This window comes from Streptosporangium sp. LJ11, assembly GCF_051918945.1.
Taxonomy (GTDB): domain Bacteria; phylum Actinomycetota; class Actinomycetes; order Streptosporangiales; family Streptosporangiaceae; genus Streptosporangium.
Window position 1 is genome coordinate 52,622 of sequence record NZ_JBPXMB010000010.1, and the last position, 17,050, is coordinate 69,671.

The 17,050-nt window shown below is 72.4% G+C and carries 14 protein-coding genes; 7 read left to right on the forward strand and 7 right to left on the reverse strand.

Annotated features, from left to right (window positions below; genetic code table 11):
* Positions 1 to 69 precede the first annotated feature (69 nt).
* Complete coding sequence (locus ACTOQ3_RS16530) at positions 70 to 333, reverse strand: SAV_915 family protein (protein WP_440084262.1); 264 nt, start codon at positions 331 to 333, stop codon at positions 70 to 72.
* Between the two features lie 1,067 nt (positions 334 to 1,400).
* Between ACTOQ3_RS16530 and ACTOQ3_RS16535 the strand changes: the two genes are divergently transcribed.
* The 4 genes from ACTOQ3_RS16535 to ACTOQ3_RS16550 all read left to right on the forward strand — a co-directional run bounded on the left by ACTOQ3_RS16535 (position 1,401) and on the right by ACTOQ3_RS16550 (position 7,348).
* Entirely contained in the window at positions 1,401 to 2,246 is an 846-nt protein-coding gene (locus tag ACTOQ3_RS16535; protein WP_440084263.1) for an SAM-dependent methyltransferase, read from the forward strand.
* Between the two features lies 1 nt (position 2,247).
* Entirely contained in the window at positions 2,248 to 3,132 is an 885-nt protein-coding gene (locus ACTOQ3_RS16540; RefSeq protein ID WP_440084264.1) for an NAD(P)-dependent oxidoreductase, read from the forward strand.
* Between the two features lie 341 nt (positions 3,133 to 3,473).
* Entirely contained in the window at positions 3,474 to 6,545 is a 3,072-nt protein-coding gene (locus ACTOQ3_RS16545) for an SDR family NAD(P)-dependent oxidoreductase (protein WP_440084265.1), read from the forward strand.
* Positions 6,542 to 7,348, forward strand: a complete 807-nt coding sequence (locus tag ACTOQ3_RS16550; protein WP_440084266.1) for a thioesterase II family protein — start codon at positions 6,542 to 6,544, stop codon at positions 7,346 to 7,348. The genes ACTOQ3_RS16545 and ACTOQ3_RS16550 overlap by 4 nt, the downstream gene beginning before the upstream one ends.
* Positions 7,349 to 7,441: 93 nt before the next feature.
* Here ACTOQ3_RS16550 and ACTOQ3_RS16555 read toward each other — a convergent pair whose 3' ends face one another.
* A complete protein-coding gene (locus tag ACTOQ3_RS16555; RefSeq protein WP_440084267.1) occupies positions 7,442 to 8,440 on the reverse strand; it encodes an SDR family NAD(P)-dependent oxidoreductase in 999 nt (332 codons plus the stop codon).
* A gap of 83 nt (positions 8,441 to 8,523) precedes the next feature.
* Between ACTOQ3_RS16555 and ACTOQ3_RS16560 the strand changes: the two genes are divergently transcribed.
* Both ACTOQ3_RS16560 and ACTOQ3_RS16565 read left to right on the forward strand, forming a co-directional pair.
* Positions 8,524 to 9,135, forward strand: coding sequence for a TetR/AcrR family transcriptional regulator (locus ACTOQ3_RS16560; RefSeq protein ID WP_440084268.1), 612 nt, complete (start codon positions 8,524 to 8,526; stop codon positions 9,133 to 9,135).
* Between the two features lie 134 nt (positions 9,136 to 9,269).
* Positions 9,270 to 10,028 carry a restriction endonuclease gene (locus ACTOQ3_RS16565; protein WP_440084269.1) on the forward strand — a complete coding sequence of 253 codons (759 nt, stop codon included), beginning with the start codon at positions 9,270 to 9,272 and terminating at the stop codon, positions 10,026 to 10,028.
* A 153-nt stretch (positions 10,029 to 10,181) separates the two neighbouring features.
* Here ACTOQ3_RS16565 and ACTOQ3_RS16570 read toward each other — a convergent pair whose 3' ends face one another.
* The 3 genes from ACTOQ3_RS16570 to ACTOQ3_RS16580 form a co-directional block, all read right to left on the reverse strand.
* Positions 10,182 to 10,700 carry an O-acetyl-ADP-ribose deacetylase gene (locus tag ACTOQ3_RS16570; RefSeq protein WP_440084270.1) on the reverse strand — a complete coding sequence of 173 codons (519 nt, stop codon included), beginning with the start codon at positions 10,698 to 10,700 and terminating at the stop codon, positions 10,182 to 10,184.
* 360 nt (positions 10,701 to 11,060) lie between these two features.
* Positions 11,061 to 11,843, reverse strand: coding sequence for an SAM-dependent methyltransferase (locus ACTOQ3_RS16575; protein WP_440084271.1), 783 nt, complete (start codon positions 11,841 to 11,843; stop codon positions 11,061 to 11,063).
* A gap of 276 nt (positions 11,844 to 12,119) precedes the next feature.
* Positions 12,120 to 12,623 (reverse strand): MarR family winged helix-turn-helix transcriptional regulator, encoded by a 504-nt coding sequence (locus ACTOQ3_RS16580; protein ID WP_440084272.1) that lies wholly within the window; start codon positions 12,621 to 12,623, stop codon positions 12,120 to 12,122.
* Between the two features lie 165 nt (positions 12,624 to 12,788).
* Here ACTOQ3_RS16580 and ACTOQ3_RS16585 point away from each other — a divergent pair, with 165 nt between their 5' ends.
* Positions 12,789 to 13,619 carry an SDR family NAD(P)-dependent oxidoreductase gene (locus ACTOQ3_RS16585; protein ID WP_440084273.1) on the forward strand — a complete coding sequence of 277 codons (831 nt, stop codon included), beginning with the start codon at positions 12,789 to 12,791 and terminating at the stop codon, positions 13,617 to 13,619.
* A gap of 21 nt (positions 13,620 to 13,640) precedes the next feature.
* Here the strand turns inward: ACTOQ3_RS16585 and ACTOQ3_RS16590 are convergent, their stop codons facing one another.
* Both ACTOQ3_RS16590 and ACTOQ3_RS16595 read right to left on the reverse strand, forming a co-directional pair.
* Entirely contained in the window at positions 13,641 to 16,202 is a 2,562-nt protein-coding gene (locus ACTOQ3_RS16590) for a PEP/pyruvate-binding domain-containing protein (protein WP_440084274.1), read from the reverse strand.
* Positions 16,199 to 17,014 (reverse strand): TetR/AcrR family transcriptional regulator, encoded by an 816-nt coding sequence (locus ACTOQ3_RS16595; protein WP_440084275.1) that lies wholly within the window; start codon positions 17,012 to 17,014, stop codon positions 16,199 to 16,201. Before ACTOQ3_RS16595 ends, ACTOQ3_RS16590 begins: the two co-directional genes overlap by 4 nt.
* Positions 17,015 to 17,050: the final 36 nt, after the last annotated feature.

Genomic DNA, 17,050 nt, shown 5'->3' on the forward strand with positions numbered 1-17,050 from the left:
GGCGGTGTTCCGGTACGCCTTCCGACGCGGAGGCGGTCTGGTATTCCCGGTCCTGCGTGAGAACGCACATCACGCGGCCTGAGGGGATGTCCGCTGAGCCGTCGTCCCGGCGGGGTCGATCACGATGCCGGTGACGTCCAGATCTTCGATCATGTGCCGGAGCGCGGGCTCGGTGAGCCGGATCCAGCGCTGGCCGGTGCCGAGCACCTTGGTCAGGCACATCGGCGAGGAGAAGGCGGCTGCCGTCCTCCTGCCCGAATCGGTCCTGAACAGCCGCAGCGACATGCTGAAGGCGCCTTCACGGACCGGTACGTATAACGGGACTTCCGACATTGCTTCCTCCTGGTGAGAACTCGTACGAAAATGACGTTATCTCCCTTTCAGTGGATTTCGGTGTGATCTCTACGTGATTCAGACGGGGATGCCGGAAGCGGTGACGCCACGTTGACGCGCGGCGCGCCGCTGCCCGGGGCGTGCGGGAGGGCATCGCCTCCGGTCGGGGCCCGTTCGGGAGACGGTTCGCTGCTCCTGCTGCGCCCCTGCTGCGCCCCTGCTGCGCCCCTGCTGCGCCGCCGGCCGTTCCGCTGTCCCGCCCGCGGCCCCTGCCGTTCTGCCGGGCCGGGCGACCCGGTGCGGGATATGTCGCGCACCGGGCCCGGCGCGGTGGGCGGAGCGGGGTGGGCGGGGAATCCTCGTGCCCGTCGTCGGTGGTGTGGAACCGTACAGGGGTGCTCGCGGACCGGAAGACGCGTAGAGCTATAAAGCGATAAAATGTGAATCGTTGATATTTTTCCCGAACATCCGGACAGCGTGCGTTCCGGGACTACGAGGACCTTTCTTTCTCCGGTTCCTTGTCGTCGCGCCACGGGTGTTCCGGCCGCGGAGGCTTGGCGTAACGCGGACGGAGCCCAAGGGCGGCTGTCGACGCCGGCTGTTTTTCGTCGGATCCCCTCGGCGGTTCCCCCGTCGGGGACTTCTTTGTTCCTTGGTCGAACCCGGCGGTCCAGGACGAGCCCGCGACCTGTGCCGCCAGGCCGGAACGGGGTCGGTGCGACCGGCCGGTTCCCGTGGTCGGAATGCCCGCGGACCGGAAAAGGAATGACCGGGGAGAAGGAGATCGACTTTAGGTCCCCTTTGCTGATGAATGGCTTTATGGCGAAAGGAGGTGGCGTCCATGTTGATGTCAGTGGAAACGTTGACCTTGTCTGGCGAGAAACCAATATTCAGGATCATCGATGGGATCGGCGCCCACTGCTAGTGTTTCGCCCAACCGGCGGATTCGCCCAACCGGCGATGTGCGCCTATCGGGATAAGTCGCGTTTCTCTGCTTGAGCCGGGTTGATTCTGGTTAAAGGGGGTGTCTCATTTCTGGTCTGGATGGTGACGACTCCGAATTCCGGATGGGCGCGGGAAACGTCAGGACCGGTCTCTCGCCGTCCTCGAAGATCGAGTCGACCTACAACGAGCTCACGGCGCTGGTGGGCGGGATCGCGGGGCCCGACCGGCACCACGGCTTCCAGGGGGGTTCCCAGGACGTCGCGCCGATCCTGGAGGCCACGGAGCGGATGACCGACTTCGTGGTGGCCAGGCTGGGGGTGGGGCAGGGCTCCCGGGTGCTGGACGTGGGCTGTGGCAACGGCCGCCCGGCCGTGCGCCTGGCCCGGACCCTGGGCGCGCGGGTCGTGGCGATCGACATCGACCGGGAGGCACTGCGCGAAGGAGCCGAGCACGCCGAGGCGCAGGGCGTGGCGGAGATGGTGCGGTTCCGGCACGTCGACGCGATGGACCTGCCGTTCGCCGACGCCTCGTTCGACGCGGTGCTGGCCCTCGAGGTCACCCCGAACCTGGACGTCGCGGCCCTCTACCGGAGCATCGCCAGGGTCCTGCGCCCGGGGGGCCGCCTGGTGGTCGAGACGCCTTACCCGCGGGTTGCGATGACCGAGAAGGTCCGCGAGCGCGTCGGCCCCCACCTGGCCATGCCGAACGCCGTGTCGCTCGACGCGCCGGAAGACCACCTGTCGGCGGCGCGGCGGGCCGGGATGGCCGCCACGGAGCTCGTCGACATCACCGAGGACGTGCGTGACTCCTTCTCCCGGCTCGCGCGCGGGCCGCGGGAGCGCAGGGCGCGGCCGGAGGCCGGACGCGGGACGCCCGGCGCCGGGCGGCCACCCGCCGCCTTCACCGCGTGGGCGGACGCCGCCGAGATCGGCGGGGTGGTCATGACCTTCACCAGGATGGAGCACTGACATGACGGATGTGACGGTCATCGGGACCGGGGTGGTCGGTTCCGCGATCGTACGGGCCTGCGTCGACTCGGGCCTGGAGGTCTCGGTCTGGAACCGTACGCCGGAACGCTCGGAGAGGCTCGCGGGACGGGACGTCCACCTCCACGCGACGGCCGCCGAAGCGATCGAGGCCTCCCCGATCGTGCTGCTGTGCCTTCTCGACTACGAGATCACCCACGCGGTCCTCGACGAGACCGCGGCCGATCTCTCCGGCAGGCTCGTCGTCCAGCACGCCAGCGGCATCCCCGACGACGTCGCCCCCCTGCGGAAGCGGGTGGAGGCCGCGGGAGGCAGATACCTGGAGGCCGCGATCCTCAACTACCCGGACGCCATCGGCACCGAAGACTGCTTCACCGTCTACGGCGGGGCGGCCGAGGACTTCAAGGAGCTGGCGGGCGTGACCGAGGCGCTGTCCGGCAAGCAGGTGCGCCTGGGCCCCGACCCCGGCTACGCCAAGGCCTACCACGTCGTCTCCAGCGCCTTCTACTACGCCTTCGTCAACGGTTTCCTCGAATGCTCGGCCATCGCGGAGAGCATGGGAGTCCCCCTCAACGACTTCGCGGAGTCCGTGCCGCTCTACGACCCCGGTTTCCAGAACACGATCGGCGTCGGCCTCGGTCTCATCGCGCGCCGTGACTACACCTTCGAGCAGGCTCCGCTCACCTCGCACCTGGGCGTTCTCAACAACCTGGCGGACATCGCGGAGCGGGCCGGGATCGACCAGTCCTACCTCGGTGTGATGCGCGAGCGCGTGCTGAGGGCGATGGAGCAGGGCTACCGGCGCGAGCACGTGGCGGTGCTCACCGAACAGTTCCGCAGCCGCCGAGCGGCCTTCCATGACCGCTGAGGGGAAACATGCACGGTTTTGAACCGGTCGACGGCGAGCCACCTGACGGTCCTGATGGCCTCCGCGGTTCCGACGGCCCCAATGGCTCCGGCGACTCCGACGGCCTCGGCGGCCCTGACGGCCTCGACGGCCCTGACGGCCTCGACGGCTCCGGCGAGGACGGTGGGACCGGCGGCGTCGCGAGACCAGGTTCCCCGAGGCCGGGCACTCCCGGTCCCGGCCTTCCCGACCCGGCCGTCCCCGGCCCCGGAATCCCCGGCCCCGGAATCCCCGGCCCTGGAGTTCCGGGTCCCGGAGCCCCCGGCCCCGGAGGTCCTGATCCCGGTCCCCGGGGTCCCGGCATGCCCGATCCCGGCGCTCCCGATCTCGGGATTCCGGGTACCGGCACCGCGGCCGCCGGCATCGCCTGCCGCTTCCCCGCGCCCGTCCCCGCCGTCCGTACGGGTGGCGACGTGGTGTTCATGTTCCCCGGCGGGGCGGCGCGGTATCCCGGGATGGGCCGTGAGCTCTACCGCGACGAACCGGTCTTCCGCACGGCCGTGGACGAGTGCCTGGACCTGCTGCCCGGCCGCTCCGCCGAGCGGCTGCACGCCCTGTGGGCGGACGCGGCACCGGCCCTCCCGGACGAGGCCGGCGAGACCGGTGTGTCCCCGGACGGGGCGGCGGGGGAGGAGACCGGGAAGGCCGATCCCTCGCCGGCGCCGGCCGTGTTCGTCATGGAGATCGCACTCGCCCGGCTCCTCATGACGCGGGGGGTGAGCCCTTCCCTGCTGATCGGCAACGGCCTCGGTGAGTACGCCGCGGCCTGTGTCGCGGGCGTCATGTCGCTGCGCGACGCCCTGGCCGTCGTGGCCAGGCGCGGAGAGCTCCTGGCAACCCTGCGCGACGGGGCGATGCTGGCGGTTCCGGCCTCCGAGCGGGAGGTCGAGCCCTTCCTCGGGGAAGGAGTGTGCCTGTCGGCGGTCAACGGTCCGGCGTCCTGCGTGCTCGCCGGTCCCGCCGCCCACGTCGCCGAGGTCAGGGAACTCCTGGACCGGCGCGGGATCGCCTGCCGCCTCCTGCCGCTCAGCACCGCCGCGCACTCGGCCCTGGTCGACCCCGTGATCGACGAGTTCCGCGACTTCCTCGACGGCGTCCCGCTGCGCCGCCCCTCGCTGCGCCTCGTGTCCGGCGTGACGGGGACCGGCGACGCCGACTTCGCCGACCCCGGGTACTGGGTCACCCATCTGCGGGCGACGGTCCGCTTCGACGCCGGACTCGGCCACGTCCTGGCCGGCGGTCCGAAGATCCTTGTCGAGGTGGGGCCGGGCACGACCCTGACCACGCTGGCCAGGGCGCGAGCGGGTACGGACTCCGTCGTCGTCAACGTGACCCGCCATCCGGCGGAGGAGCGAACCGACGGGGAGGTCCTGCTCGGCGCGCTGGCCCGGCTGCGGGAGGCGGGCGTCGAGGTCGACCTGCCCTCCTCGCGGCCGGAGCGGCGGCTCGGGCCGCCCGCGCCGCCCCACCCCTTCGCGCCGGCCGCCGTTCACCCGCCGGACCGGTCGGCCGCCGTTCACCCGCCGGACCGGTCGGCCGCCGTTCACCCGCCGGACCGGTCGGCCGCCGTTCACCCGCCGGACCGGTCGGCCGCCGTTCACCCGCCGGACCGGTCGGCCGCCGTTCACCCGCCGGACCGGTCGGCCGCCGTTCACCCGCCGGACCGGTCGACCGTCGCTCACCCGCCGGACCGGCCGCGCGTCACGGATCCCGCCGTCACCGGGCGGGAACGTTCGTCCGTCGGTCTGTACGGGATCACCTGGAAACGGGCCGTGAAGGTGCCCCCGGCCGATTTTGGCCCCACCGTGCGGGAACACCGCTGGATCCTGCTCTCCGACTCGTCACCCCTCGCCGAGGCGGTCACCGCGAGGCTGGAGGAGTACGGGGCCATGACCGTCGTCGTCACCCCGGGGCGCGCGTTCCACCACGCGGCCCGGGACCGGATCACGATCGACCCCCGGTGCGGGGAGGACTACGAGCAGCTCCTGAAGACGGTGGAGGGTGACGCGGAGGGGCCGTCGCGGATCGTCTGCCTCTGGGGAGCGTCACTGCCCGCACAGGTCTGCCCGCCGCTGGGCCACGTCGCCGGCCTGGCCCGTGCCCTGAGCGGCCGGCCGGAGACCGATCTCTGCCTCGTCACCCGGGGAGCCCTGGAGATCACCGGAGGCGAGCGGCTCGACCCGCGGGCGGCCCTCACGGTCGGAGCCGCCGGGCCGCTCCGCCACGAGCTGACCGGCACACGCGTCCGGCTCGTGGACCTGGACCCCGGCGACGACGGAGACCACGGGATCCGGGCCGCGGAGCTCCTGGCCGAGCTCTGCCGCCCGCCGCACGAGGACCCGGTCGGCCTGAGGGCGGGGCACCGCTGGCTGCGCGGGTTCGAGCCGCTGGACGTGGCGCCCGGCACGTACGGGAGTCCCTCGGTGCGCCGGGGCGGGACCTACGTGATCACCGGGGGGACGGGCGGGATCGGGCTGCGGCTGGCCGGACACCTCGCGGCCGTCCACTCGGCGCGGCTCGTCCTGATCGGACGCGAGGCGCCCGGGACGTTCCCGTCGTACGGCCCCGGCCCCGGCTCCGGTGGCGGGGAGGGTGCGGCGCTGAGGGCCCTTCTCGCGGAGCGGGGGGACGACCTGCTGGTGCGCGGTGCCGACGTCGCCGACGCCCGGCGTCTCAGGGAGGTCCTCGAAGAGGCACGGTCGCGGTTCGGCGAGATCCACGGGGTGATCCACGCCGCGGGCGTGCCGGGGGAGGGCATGGCGGAGTTCCTGACCGAGGACGGCATCGCCGCCGCCCTGCGGGCCAAGACCGAGGGGACCGCCACCCTGGTCTCGGTCCTGCGGGAGGTGGGCGCGCTTCCCGATTTCGTGGTGCTGTTCTCCTCGCTGGCGTCGTTCTCCGGGGCTCCCGGGCTCGCCTGCCACGGGGCCGCCGACGCCTTCCTCGACACGTTCGCCCTCGGCGCGCGGCGCGACGGCGGAGGCGTACCGGTGCTGTCGATCAACTGGGACCGGTGGAACGGCGTGGGAACGGCCCGTGACACGGAACGCCGCCACCGTGAGCTCACCGGGGAGGGCCTCACCGGAGGGCTGAGCCCCGAGGAGGGGCCGGCGTTCTTCGAGAGGTGCCTGGCCGTCCTTTCGCTGGGTCAGGTCGTCGTCTCCTCCCGCCCGCCGGGGGACACGGACCCCGCCCGGCGGGCCCCGGCGCCGGATGCCCGGTCACGGCCCCTCCGCCCGCGTCACCTCGCCGCGACCCCCACGGCGGGCGGGGAGTCTCGCGCGCACGGAGACGCGACCCCCCGGGCCGGGGGCGAGGGAGAACCGGAGGCGGCCGGCCCGTACGCGACCCCCGGAAGGAACGACCTCCCGTGACCGAGACGATCCCGGCCGACTCCCGCGTGTGGCTGCGCAGGGAGTGCTCGCTCGCCGAGCCTCGCGCGCGCCTCGTCTGCTTCCCCCACGCCGGGGGTGCCCCGATGTCCTACCGCGGGTGGCAGGACCGGTTGCCCGCCGATGTCGAACTCTCCGCCGTGTGCTATCCCGGCAGGCAGAACCGCGTCAGCGAGCGGCCGATCGACCGGATGGAGACGCTCGTCGACCACGTCTGCCGGGCACTGGTCACCCTGGCGGACCGGCCGCTCGCCCTGTTCGGGCACGGTATGGGCGCCGTGGTCGCGTACGAGGTCGCGGTCAGGCTCGCCGGACGGTACCGGATCTCCCCGGCGGCGCTGCTGGTGTCCGCGCACGCGGCGCCGCACCTGTGCGCGGACGACGCGAGGAGGATCCCCGTCGGCGACTGCCGGCTCGCCGAGCAGGCCGCCGCCGCGAATCCGATGCTCCTGCGCCTCCCGGAGCTGATGGACCTGGCGATGATCGCGTTGCGGGCCGACCACGATCTCCTGCACGCCTACCGGCCCGCGTTCACCCCGCAGGTCACCGCTCCGATCATCGGCTACCTGGGGACGGACGATCCGCACGTGAGCCACGGGGAGATGCGTGCCTGGAGCCGCGTCGCGGGCTCCGGGTTCGAGCTGCGGACCTTCCCCGGGAGCCCCTTCTGCTCGATGGACGCGGAGGCGGCACTCGTCGCCGACATCGCGGAGCGCCTCGCCGGCGTCGGGGACGTCGACCAGGCGTGCCGTGAGGACTCACCCGCTTCCTCACGGCACGTGTGAGGTTCCCGGCACGCATGGAAGAGATGTCACGATCGTGATCGGCGACAGCCCGGCAGCGGGCGGTGGGACCGGAGGCGGGTCCCCCGACGTCGGTCATCCGGGTGTGCCGCCGGAACGGGCTCCTTGATCGAGGAGGGCGTCGACCATCTGCTGGAGCTGCGTACGCCCGGTGGGACCGAGGGCGCGGCCGAGGGCGTCGGCGAGTTTTTCGAAGGGGTCGACCACCGGCAGCTCCCTCACCCGCTCGGCGAGTTCGTCGACCGTCCACAGGCCGTCCTTGTGGACGTGCGCACCAGGCGACCATCCGTGGTTGACCGTGACCGATCCGCCTCGGATGGAGAGCACCTGACCGGTGAGCGGACACGCCGCGGTGGCCAGGTAGGCGGCGACGGGCGCGTTGGTGGAGGGGTGCAGCGGGTCGAACCGTCCTGCCGGCGGCTCCTCGCGCATGCCGGGGACCTGGAGGGTGAGCCGGGTGCGTGCCATGGAGGGCGAGACGCAGTTGACCCGCACGCCGTACCGGCCGAGTTCGAGAGCTCCGACGATGGTCATGGCCGCGACTCCGGCGTTCCCGGCGGCGTAGGAGGCCTGCGTGGGCAGCGGGTTGAGCAGGCCCGAGCCCGAGGAGGTGTTGACGACGGCACGGTCGACGCGGTCGCCGGCCTCGAACCGTTCGCGCCAGTGACGGGCCGCCCAGCGAGTGACCGCGAACGTGCCTTTCAGCTTCACGGCGACGACGTCGTCGAACTCCTCCTCGGTCAGGTCGGCCATTCCGCGGTTCCGTTCGATGGTCGCGTTGTTGACGACGACGTGGAGGTCACCGAAGGCCCGCAGGGCCGCGTTCACCATGCGCCGGGCGCCGTGCCAGTCGGCGACGCTGTCGGTGTTGGCGACCGCCTGCCCGCCGCGGGCGATGATCTCCTCGACCACCGCGGCCGCCACGTCGCCGTCGCCACCCGTGCCGTCGACGGCGACGCCGGGGTCGTTGACGACGACCCTGGCACCCTCGGACGCGAAGAACAACGCCTCTTCTCGCCCGATGCCGCGCCCGCCGCCGGTGATGAGGACGACGCGTCCGTCCAGACTCCCCACGTGCTCCACTCCCTCTCAATCAATACACTCGATGCATTAATACATTGCATGAAGCAATGCATGGAATGCAATAGGCTGGGGTCATGACGGAGAGCCCGGGGTTGCGGGAGCGCAAGAAGCGGCGCACACGGCAGGCGCTGATCGAGGCGGCGGTCCGCCTGTTCGAGCAGAAGGGGTTCGAACACGTCACGGTGGCCGAGATCGCCGAGGCCGCGGAGGTGTCCACCCGTACGTTCTTCCTCCACTTCCAGACGAAGGAGGATGTGCTCTTCGCCAACGCCGACGTGCGGATCGATCTGGCGCTGCAGGCGGTCGCCGAGCGCGGCGCCGAGGAGCGATTTCCCGGCGTTCTCGCGCGGGCGATGGAACAGATGATCGCCAACAGCTGGGACAGCGATCTGACCAGCGGGCTCGCGGCGCTCCGGGTCCGCCTGGCCGAGTCGGCGCCGGTGTTGCGGGCGCGGTTGTTGCAGGGGTATGTCACCGCGCAGACCGAGCTGGCCCGGGCGCTGCACCAGGCGTATCCGGACGAGCTGGACCCGATTGCCGCCGCTGCCCTGGTGGGCGCGATGGTCGGCGCGGTGAGCGCGGCGACACTGGCCAGCCTTCGGCGCGGCGACTCGCCCGAAGGGGTGCGGAACGCGATGCGGCAGGCCGTGGACCTGGTCGTGTGCTGCCGTCACCGGGCGAGCTGAGGCGCCGTCGCCCGGCCCTCCCTTCGCGTTCGCCGGTCACGCCGAAGCACGTCGCCCTGGAAACTGTCGGTGCCCGTTGTCAGAGTCACAAGGGTCAGCGGCAACGTTCCACCCTCGTCCCCCGGAGGTGCGCGATGGCACGGCGACGGACACCCGCCAAGGCGGTACGACGGCGGGCGTCCGGCGGGCGGAGGCCGCGCCGGCGCGAGGGCGACGGCGACCGGTCGCTGTGGGCGATCGCGGCCGTGGCCTTCTTCGTGGCCGCCGTGTGGCTCGCCGACGTCGTCGTCGCCAACTGGCCGCTGGTGATCGGCGGTACGGTCGTGCTGATCGCGGGTCTGGCAGGGGCGCTCCTGCTCCGCCATCGGGCGATCGAGGCCCGGGAGCGGGAATGGCTGGAGGACAACGCGCGCCTCGAACGCGTCGACCGCATGACCGGTGACCGGTTCGAAGCCCTCGTCGAGACCCTGCTGCGGCGCGAGGGCTTCCGCGGGGTGCGCAGGATCGGCGGCAGCGGTGACGGCGGCGTCGACGTCGTCGCGACCGCGCCCGGCGGCGAACGCTTCGTCATCCAGTGCAAGCGCTGGGGCGCCTCGGTGGGCTCACCCCAGATCCGCGACCTTCTCGGCGCGCTCCACGCCTATCCCGGCCACCGCGGCGTGCTCGTCACCTCGTCGACCTTCACGGCTCCGGCCAGGGAGTGCGCGGCGGGCACCGACCTGACGCTGATCGATCGCGCGCTGCTCGCCGCCTGGTTCACCGGGTCCTTCGCCCTCGCTCCGCGGGCACGCCGCGGGGCCGGTCGGCGGTTCCTGCCGGGACGCCGTCCCGCGATGCCCCGTCCGGACGGCGATACGGGCCTGGAGGGAGCGCTCGGCGACGAACCGGCCTGACGACCGGGCCGTCCGCCGGTGCGCGCCGGTGCATGCCGGGGCACCGCGGAGTATGTCGGTGCATTGCGGGGCCGGAGGACGCCGGGAGACGGCGACCGGCGAGTCTCCCGGCGAGCCGGTGCCGGACCCCGGGCTCGTTCGGCCGGAGGCGGCTCACGATCCCGTGATGTCGAGGGCCTTTTCGAAGGCGGCGTGGGCCTCCGGGGTGAACAGGACGAACCGCAGGTCCGTCACCTTTGTCGGAGTGGCCCGTACGGTGCCGACGGCGATGCGGGCGGCGTCGTCCATCGGCCAGCCGTAGACTCCCGCCGACACGGCGGGAAAGGCGACGCTGGTGGCGCCGAGTTCGTCGGCGACGCGGAGGGATTCGCGGTAGCAGGAGGCCAGCAGGTGCGTGCGGTCCTCGGTGCGGGAGTGGACGGGGCCGACGGTGTGGATGACCCAGCGGGCCGGGAGGTCTCCCGCGGTGGTGGCCACGGCCTGCCCGGTGGGGAGTCCCTTGCCGTACCGGGAGGCGCGCAGGTCTCGGCATTCGGCGAGGACGGCGGGGCCGCCGCGCCGGTGGATGGCCCCGTCGACCCCGCCGCCGCCCAGGAGCGAGGAGTTGGCGGCGTTGACGACGGCGTCGACGTCCTGCGTGGTGATGTCCCCCTGGACCAGCGTGATCCTCATGAGCCATGGCCTTCCTCGGCGGTTCGTCTTCTCGTATCGGGTCCTTCCCCGGTTTCCCGTGCTCTGACGTGTTCCCCGGCGTTCCGCCCCGGACCCGCGGCGGTTCCGCTCCTCGCCGTTCCGGGACGCCGCAGCCGTGCCACGTGACGGGTCGCTTCACCGGTCTGGCCGTACGCCGGGAGCGCGTCACCCGCGCCTGAGCCGTGATCGCCCCCGCCGCCCGCCGCCCGCCGCCGGAAGACCGGAAAACCGGAGAGGAACCGATTTCCGGAGGCGGCGGGCGGTGGGGGCCGTCTCAGACGCGGGTCAGGACACGGTGCCCGGGGTGCGGCTCGCGCCGGGAGCCCGCGTGGCCGGTGCTCACGTTCCCGCCGGGGGCGGGCCTTCCGCCCGGCGCGCGGTGAGCAGCAACCGTCCGGCACCGATCTCGAAGGGCGAGCCGTCAGGCCCGCCGAACCGTTCGACGCCGGTGAACCCGCCGTCGGTGAGGATCTGGCCCAGGTGGGCGCTGGTGTAGACGTGGTGGATCGCGGTGACCTCGAGCTCCTCCGCACCCCGGGTGAAGTGGTATCCACTGATCAGGCGGCTGCGGGCGACGTCGTACCCTGTCGTCGCCGTGACGGTGATGTCGCCCGTCCGCATCCGGCGTGGTTCACCCAGGTAGCCGGGCAGGACGGACTCGGCCGTCGCATTGAAGTCGACCACCAGCCCTCCGCCCGGCCGGACCGCGTCCGCCAGGGCGGCGACGAACTCGCGGGTTTCCTCGGGTTCGAGGTAGCCGAAGCTGTTGCCCATGCAGACGGCGGCGTCGAACGAGCCGTCACGCGGGATGTCCCGCATGTCGGCGATGCCGAGATCGACGTCGAGCCCGGCGTCGGCGGCGGCCCGCCGGGCGTACCCGACGGCCTCGGCCGAGATGTCCACGCCGGTCAGGCGGTGGCCACGCGCGGCGAGGGCCAGCGTGTGCCTGCCGCTGCCGCAGGGCACGTCGAGGATGCGGGCCCGGGGGCGCAGGCCGAGGTGACGTTCGACGAAGTCGACGTCCGCCTCGGTGGATTCCGGCGTCGCCGCGCGCCGCCAGAACTCGTTGGGAAGTTCGGTGAAGAAGTTCGCGTACCAGGTGGATGAGGTGTCGTGTGACATGGAAGAGCTCCAATGGTGTCGTGCGTCAACATGATCGCGACATCACCGGGGCACCACGGGAGAAGGTCGATCGCCACTCGGACGCCACTCGGGCGTCTCAGGCGTCGGTCTCGGTCGTCACCGCGCCGGAACGGCCGGTGCGATGCGGTGGCCCGGTGTCAGATCCCGGGCAGCCATGGCTTCCTCCACGTTCGTCGCCGGACCTCGCCCGGCGGATTTCCGTCAACGCTAACAGAGCAGACCGTCTCGCACCGCTGGGTTTTCCGCCGCGGCCGGTCAGCCCGCCGCCCCGCGACCGCCGTCGGGGATGTCGGGGATGTCGGGGATGCCGGGGGTGCCGGGGGTGTCGGGGGCGTCCCGCACGTTGTTCGCCATCGTCGCGAGCACTCGCTCGAAGGCGGCGACGTCCTCCTCGTCCAGGTCCGCGCGCAGCCGCCGGTCGAAGGCCGTCGCCGCCTCCCGTAGCCGGTGGAACAGGGCCTCTCCCTCCTGCGTGAACTCCACCATGTGGGCGCGCCGGTTGGCCGGGTCGCGGCGGCGGGTGAGCAGGCCCGTGCTCTCCATCGCGTTGAGGTGGTGGGTCAGCGTGGCCCCCTGGATGCCGACCGCGTCGGCGAGCTCGCGCTGGTTGCCCAGCCGGCGGGTCTTGAGGGAGATGAGGATCAGCCACACCGGCAACGACCCGCCCGCCGCGGCCAGCGTTTCGTCGAAGGCGCGGCTGACGGACTTGGCGGTACGGGTCAGGTGCAGGCCGATCGGCGGCCTGAAGGGCGGCGGCATTGGCCCACGGTAACATCGCGCTCTAATCATTTGACGTCTAATTATTAGACATCTATCTTTTGGCGGGACGGGCCGCCGGGGCGCGGCCGTCCACCTCGCCCATCACGCCTCGCCCCTCGCCCCTTGCCGGGAGCACGCGAGGGCCTTTTCCACGGGGAGCACGCCATGACCGCCACGACACACCCGACCGGAGACCGCCCGCTCGACGGCAGGGTCGCGCTCGTCGCCGGAGCCAGCCGCGGGATCGGCGCCGTCACCGCGCGGGCCTTCGCCCGTGCCGGTGCCGCCGTCGTGCTGGGAGCCCGCGACGAGCGGGCGGTGGAATCCGTCGCCGAGTCCATCCGCGCCGAGGGAGGCCGGGCGCTGGCGGTGCCCGTCGACGTCGGTGACGCCGCGTCGTCCGAGCGGCTCGTCCGGCACGCGCTGGACACGTTCGGCCGCCTGGACGCCGCCTTCAACAACGCCACCGACGGGCCCCTGCCCGCGCCACTGGCCGACATCGACCCCGACGACTTCGACCGGGGGATCCGCACCAACGTCCGGGGCACGTTCCTCGGGATGAAGTACCAGGTCCAGGCGATGCTCGGCTCGGGCGGCGGCGCGATCGTCAACATGGCGTCCATCGCCGGGATGCGGGGCACCGCCAATCTCGCCGCCTACGTGGCCGGCAAGGCGGGGATCATCGGCCTGACCCAGGTCGCCGCGCTCGACTACGCCGACCAGGGGATCCGGGTCAACGTCGTGGCCCCGGGGCCGATCCTCACCCACCACCTCAGGGCCGCGGGCGAGGAGGCCCAGCGCATGGCCGGTCTCGCCACCCCCATGCGCCGCGTCGGCCGGGCCGAGGAGGTCGCCGACGCCGTCGTGTGGCTCTGCTCCGACCGGGCGTCCTTCATCACCGGGGTGGTCCTGCCCGTCGACGGCGGCCAGTACGCCGGCAACAAGCCCCCGCGGATGTACCGCGAGGGCCGGCCCGCGCAGCCTCAGAGCCCGTGATCCGGTGCGCGGGCCGGGGGATCACCGCTCCAGCAGCTCGACCGTGCCGCGCTCGCCGTCGACCCTGATCCGGTCGCCGTCGCGCAGGCGCATGGTCGCGTTGCCGGTACCGACCACGGCCGGGATGCCGAGCTCGCGGGCGACGATCGAGGCGTGTGACAGGGGGGCGCCCATGTCGGTCACCACGGCGGCGGCGCGGGGGAACATCGGCGTCCAGCCGATGTTGGTCAGCGTCGTCACGAGGATCTCGCCGGGGGCGAGCCTGTCGCCGTCCTCGGGACCCGCGATGACGCGGACCACGCCCTCGACGACGCCCGGCGCTCCGGGGAAGCCGGTCACGGTGTCGCTCACCGGGGCGCCGCCACCCCTGGCGTCGAAGATGTCCCCGCGCCGTCCGGGATCGGCGGCCCATCGCTCCGGGTCGAACCGGCCGACGATCAGCGTGGGATAGGCGGGCAGGGCCGCGTACCGCTCGTACGTCGCCCGCCGGACCGCCACCTTCTCCGCCGGTACGTCGTCGCCGCGCAGGACGGCGAGGATCTCCTGGATCGACAGGAAGAACAGGTCGTCACCGTGGCCGGTGAGCTCCCCGGCCCGCAGGACGAAGGAGCGCAACGCCCAGAAGGCGCGAATCACCTCCGAGCGGGCCGACTCCCGGTCACGGACGATCGCGTTCCACCTCGCCACCCGCAGGCGGGTTTTAGCCGCCTTGCGGGGGTAACGCTCCTCGAAGCGCCTCCAGGCCGCCTCACGCGCCTCCCGCTGGTGGTCGAGCAGCGCGCCGGTGTGCCCGCCGCTCTCGGAAACGGCCGCGAGCTGCGCGTCGATCCACCGCGGGTCCTCGCCGGGCCGGGGGATGGAGACCTCGAACTCGTGCGCGCCCCGGTGCCCGTAGAGGCGGGCGAACGTCTCCCTGTCGATCTCCTTCGCGGCGAGCTTCTCCAGGCCGACGATCGTCCCGAGGCTGGCGAGTTCCCCGTCGGCGTTGGCGCCGGTGAGTATGGCCTCGGCGTCCCTCTCGCCCACCATCTCGCGCAGCCTGGCGCGGGTCATGACCAGGGTGTTGCCGCCCTGTCGCCCGGCGGCCTCCAGGGTCTGGCAGGCCTCGACGAAGTACGGGAGCAGCTCGGCCTCCCACAGCCCGGCCAGCTCGCCCGTGGTCGCGGTCGCGGCGATCCGCCCGCGCAGTTCCTCGCATCGCCGCCGCGCCGTGGCGAGGAAACCGGGCATCCTTTCCGCGTTGGCCGCGATCCGCCTGCGCAGGGTGAAGGCGAGCGGCAGCACGCTTCTGATGATCTGCCGGCGTGAGGCGGGAAGCAGCGGTACGTCCAGGTCACGCGGCAGCCTGCCGAAGACCTGCTCGACCGCGCCGAGCCGCCTGCGCATGCCCAGAGCGCGCGCCACCGAGAACACGACGCTCAGGTTCATGTAGAAGCGGCCGCCGATGTTGCCGACCATGGTGAAGCCCGGCAGCGCCGACGTCGACATCGCCTCCCCGATGAAGATCTGGACGAGTGACCACGTGGACGGCGTCATCACGTCGGGGATGGCCTCGCCGAGGTTGGCGCCGGTCCACAGGTAGTCGCCGGTCAGGCTGTCGTTCCACTCCTCGACCCGCTGCCTGAGCCGGGTGATCGGGCGGGCCTGCACGATGAGGAACGTCCCCTCGCGCCTGACCCACTCCACGTCCATGGGCGTCCCGTACAGTTCCTCGATCTCCGTCGCGAGCCGCGCGAGCCGGGTGACCTGGGCCGGGTCGAGTACGGGCCGGTGGCGCAGGTCCTCGGGCACGGGTGCCTCACGCGTGCCGCCGGGGGTGCGCACCGTCATGACGGTCTTGTCGCCGACGTGTTCCTCGACGATGTCGCCGATGCCGCTGTTCTCGTCGTGCTCGTCGTCCTCGTCTTTTCCGCCGCCGGTTCTGGCGACGATGACGGTGTCGGGTGTCACCTGCCCGCCGACGACGGCCTCGCCCAGGCCCCACGAGGCGTTGATCACGATCTGGTCGCGCGCGCCGGTGACCGGGTTCGCGGTGAACAGGACGCCCGCGGCGTCGGCGGCCACCAGTTCCTGGACCACCACGGCCAGCGTCACGTCGTCCTGCGGCACGCCGTTCGCGGCCCGGTAGGCGATGGCGCGCGCGGTCCACAGCGAGGCCCAGCAGCGCCGGACCGCGTCCAGCAGGCCGTCGCCCCGGATGTTGAGGTAGGTGTCCTGCTGTCCGGCGAACGACATGTCGGGGAGGTCCTCCGCGGTCGCCGACGAGCGTACGGCGACCGGCACGTCCTCGCCGAGCCTCGCGTGGGCCGCGCGGATCTCGGCGGCGGTCTCCGCCGGTATCTCCCGTTCCGAGAACAGTGCCGCGATCCGCGGCGACGCCTGCTCCGGGGGCATGCCGGAGACGGCCTCCATGATCTGCTCGTTGAGGCCGTCGCGCGAGACGAAGTCGCGGTAGGCGTCCGTGGTGACGTGGAAACCGCCGGGAACCGGCAGGCCCGCGCGGGCCAGCCGGGCCAGTGAGGCTCCCTTGCCGCCCGCCAGCGCGAGGTCGGCCGCTTCGTCGTCCAGGGGGAGGGTCTTCACCGCGTGTTCTCCTCGAACTTCTCTGACTTCTCGAACTTCCCGGACTCCCCGGACCTCCCGTTCTTCTCGAGGCCCAGGGAGACGCGCAGTTTTCGTTGCGCGGCCTCCACGGTGGCGTCGACGTACTCCAGGGTGGCCCGCGTCACCACCCGGGTGACGCCGGCGGGGAGCGGGCCCGCGTTCTCCGTCGCGCTGCCGCCGGCGTCGGCGATCAGCTCCGCCAGCCGCTCGTCGGACGGTCTGTACCCGCCCGGCATCATCGGCGAGACGAGCAGGAACCCGTACAGGACGGAGACGAGCATGGTCACGTGCTCGGCGGGCGACAGGTCGCTCCGCAGCGCGCCGTGTTCCCGCAGCGTGCCGAGGTAGGCCTGGAAGTCGCCGCCCAGCTCGGCGCCGGCCGCGCCGTCCCGCTTCTGGCGCGTGAGCCTGCCCAGCACCTCCGAGTCGCCCAGGATGCTCGCCCGCATCAGGGGCCTGCCGAGAACCTCCGAGGCGAGCGACCTGAGCAGGTCGCGGAGGGTGGCCGGGCCGTCCCCGAGCCGCCGCCGCACCTCGGTGATCATCTCGACCCGCTCACGGCGCACCAGCGCGGCGAACAACTCCTCGCGCGTCTTCCAGTGCAGGTAGATCGTGCCCTTGGCGACCCCGGTCCGCCGGGCGATGTCCTCGACGGTGGTCTTGTCGTACCCCCAGCGCAGGACGAGGTCGGCGGCGGTGTCCAGGATGCGGTGCGCCCGTGCGAGCCGGTGCGAGGCGTCCTGTGGCGGTCGACCCGCCTTCCTGCCCTCCGGCTTCATGGTCCCCACCATTTCCCGTAAATTTGACCAAATGTCCTCATTTGGTCA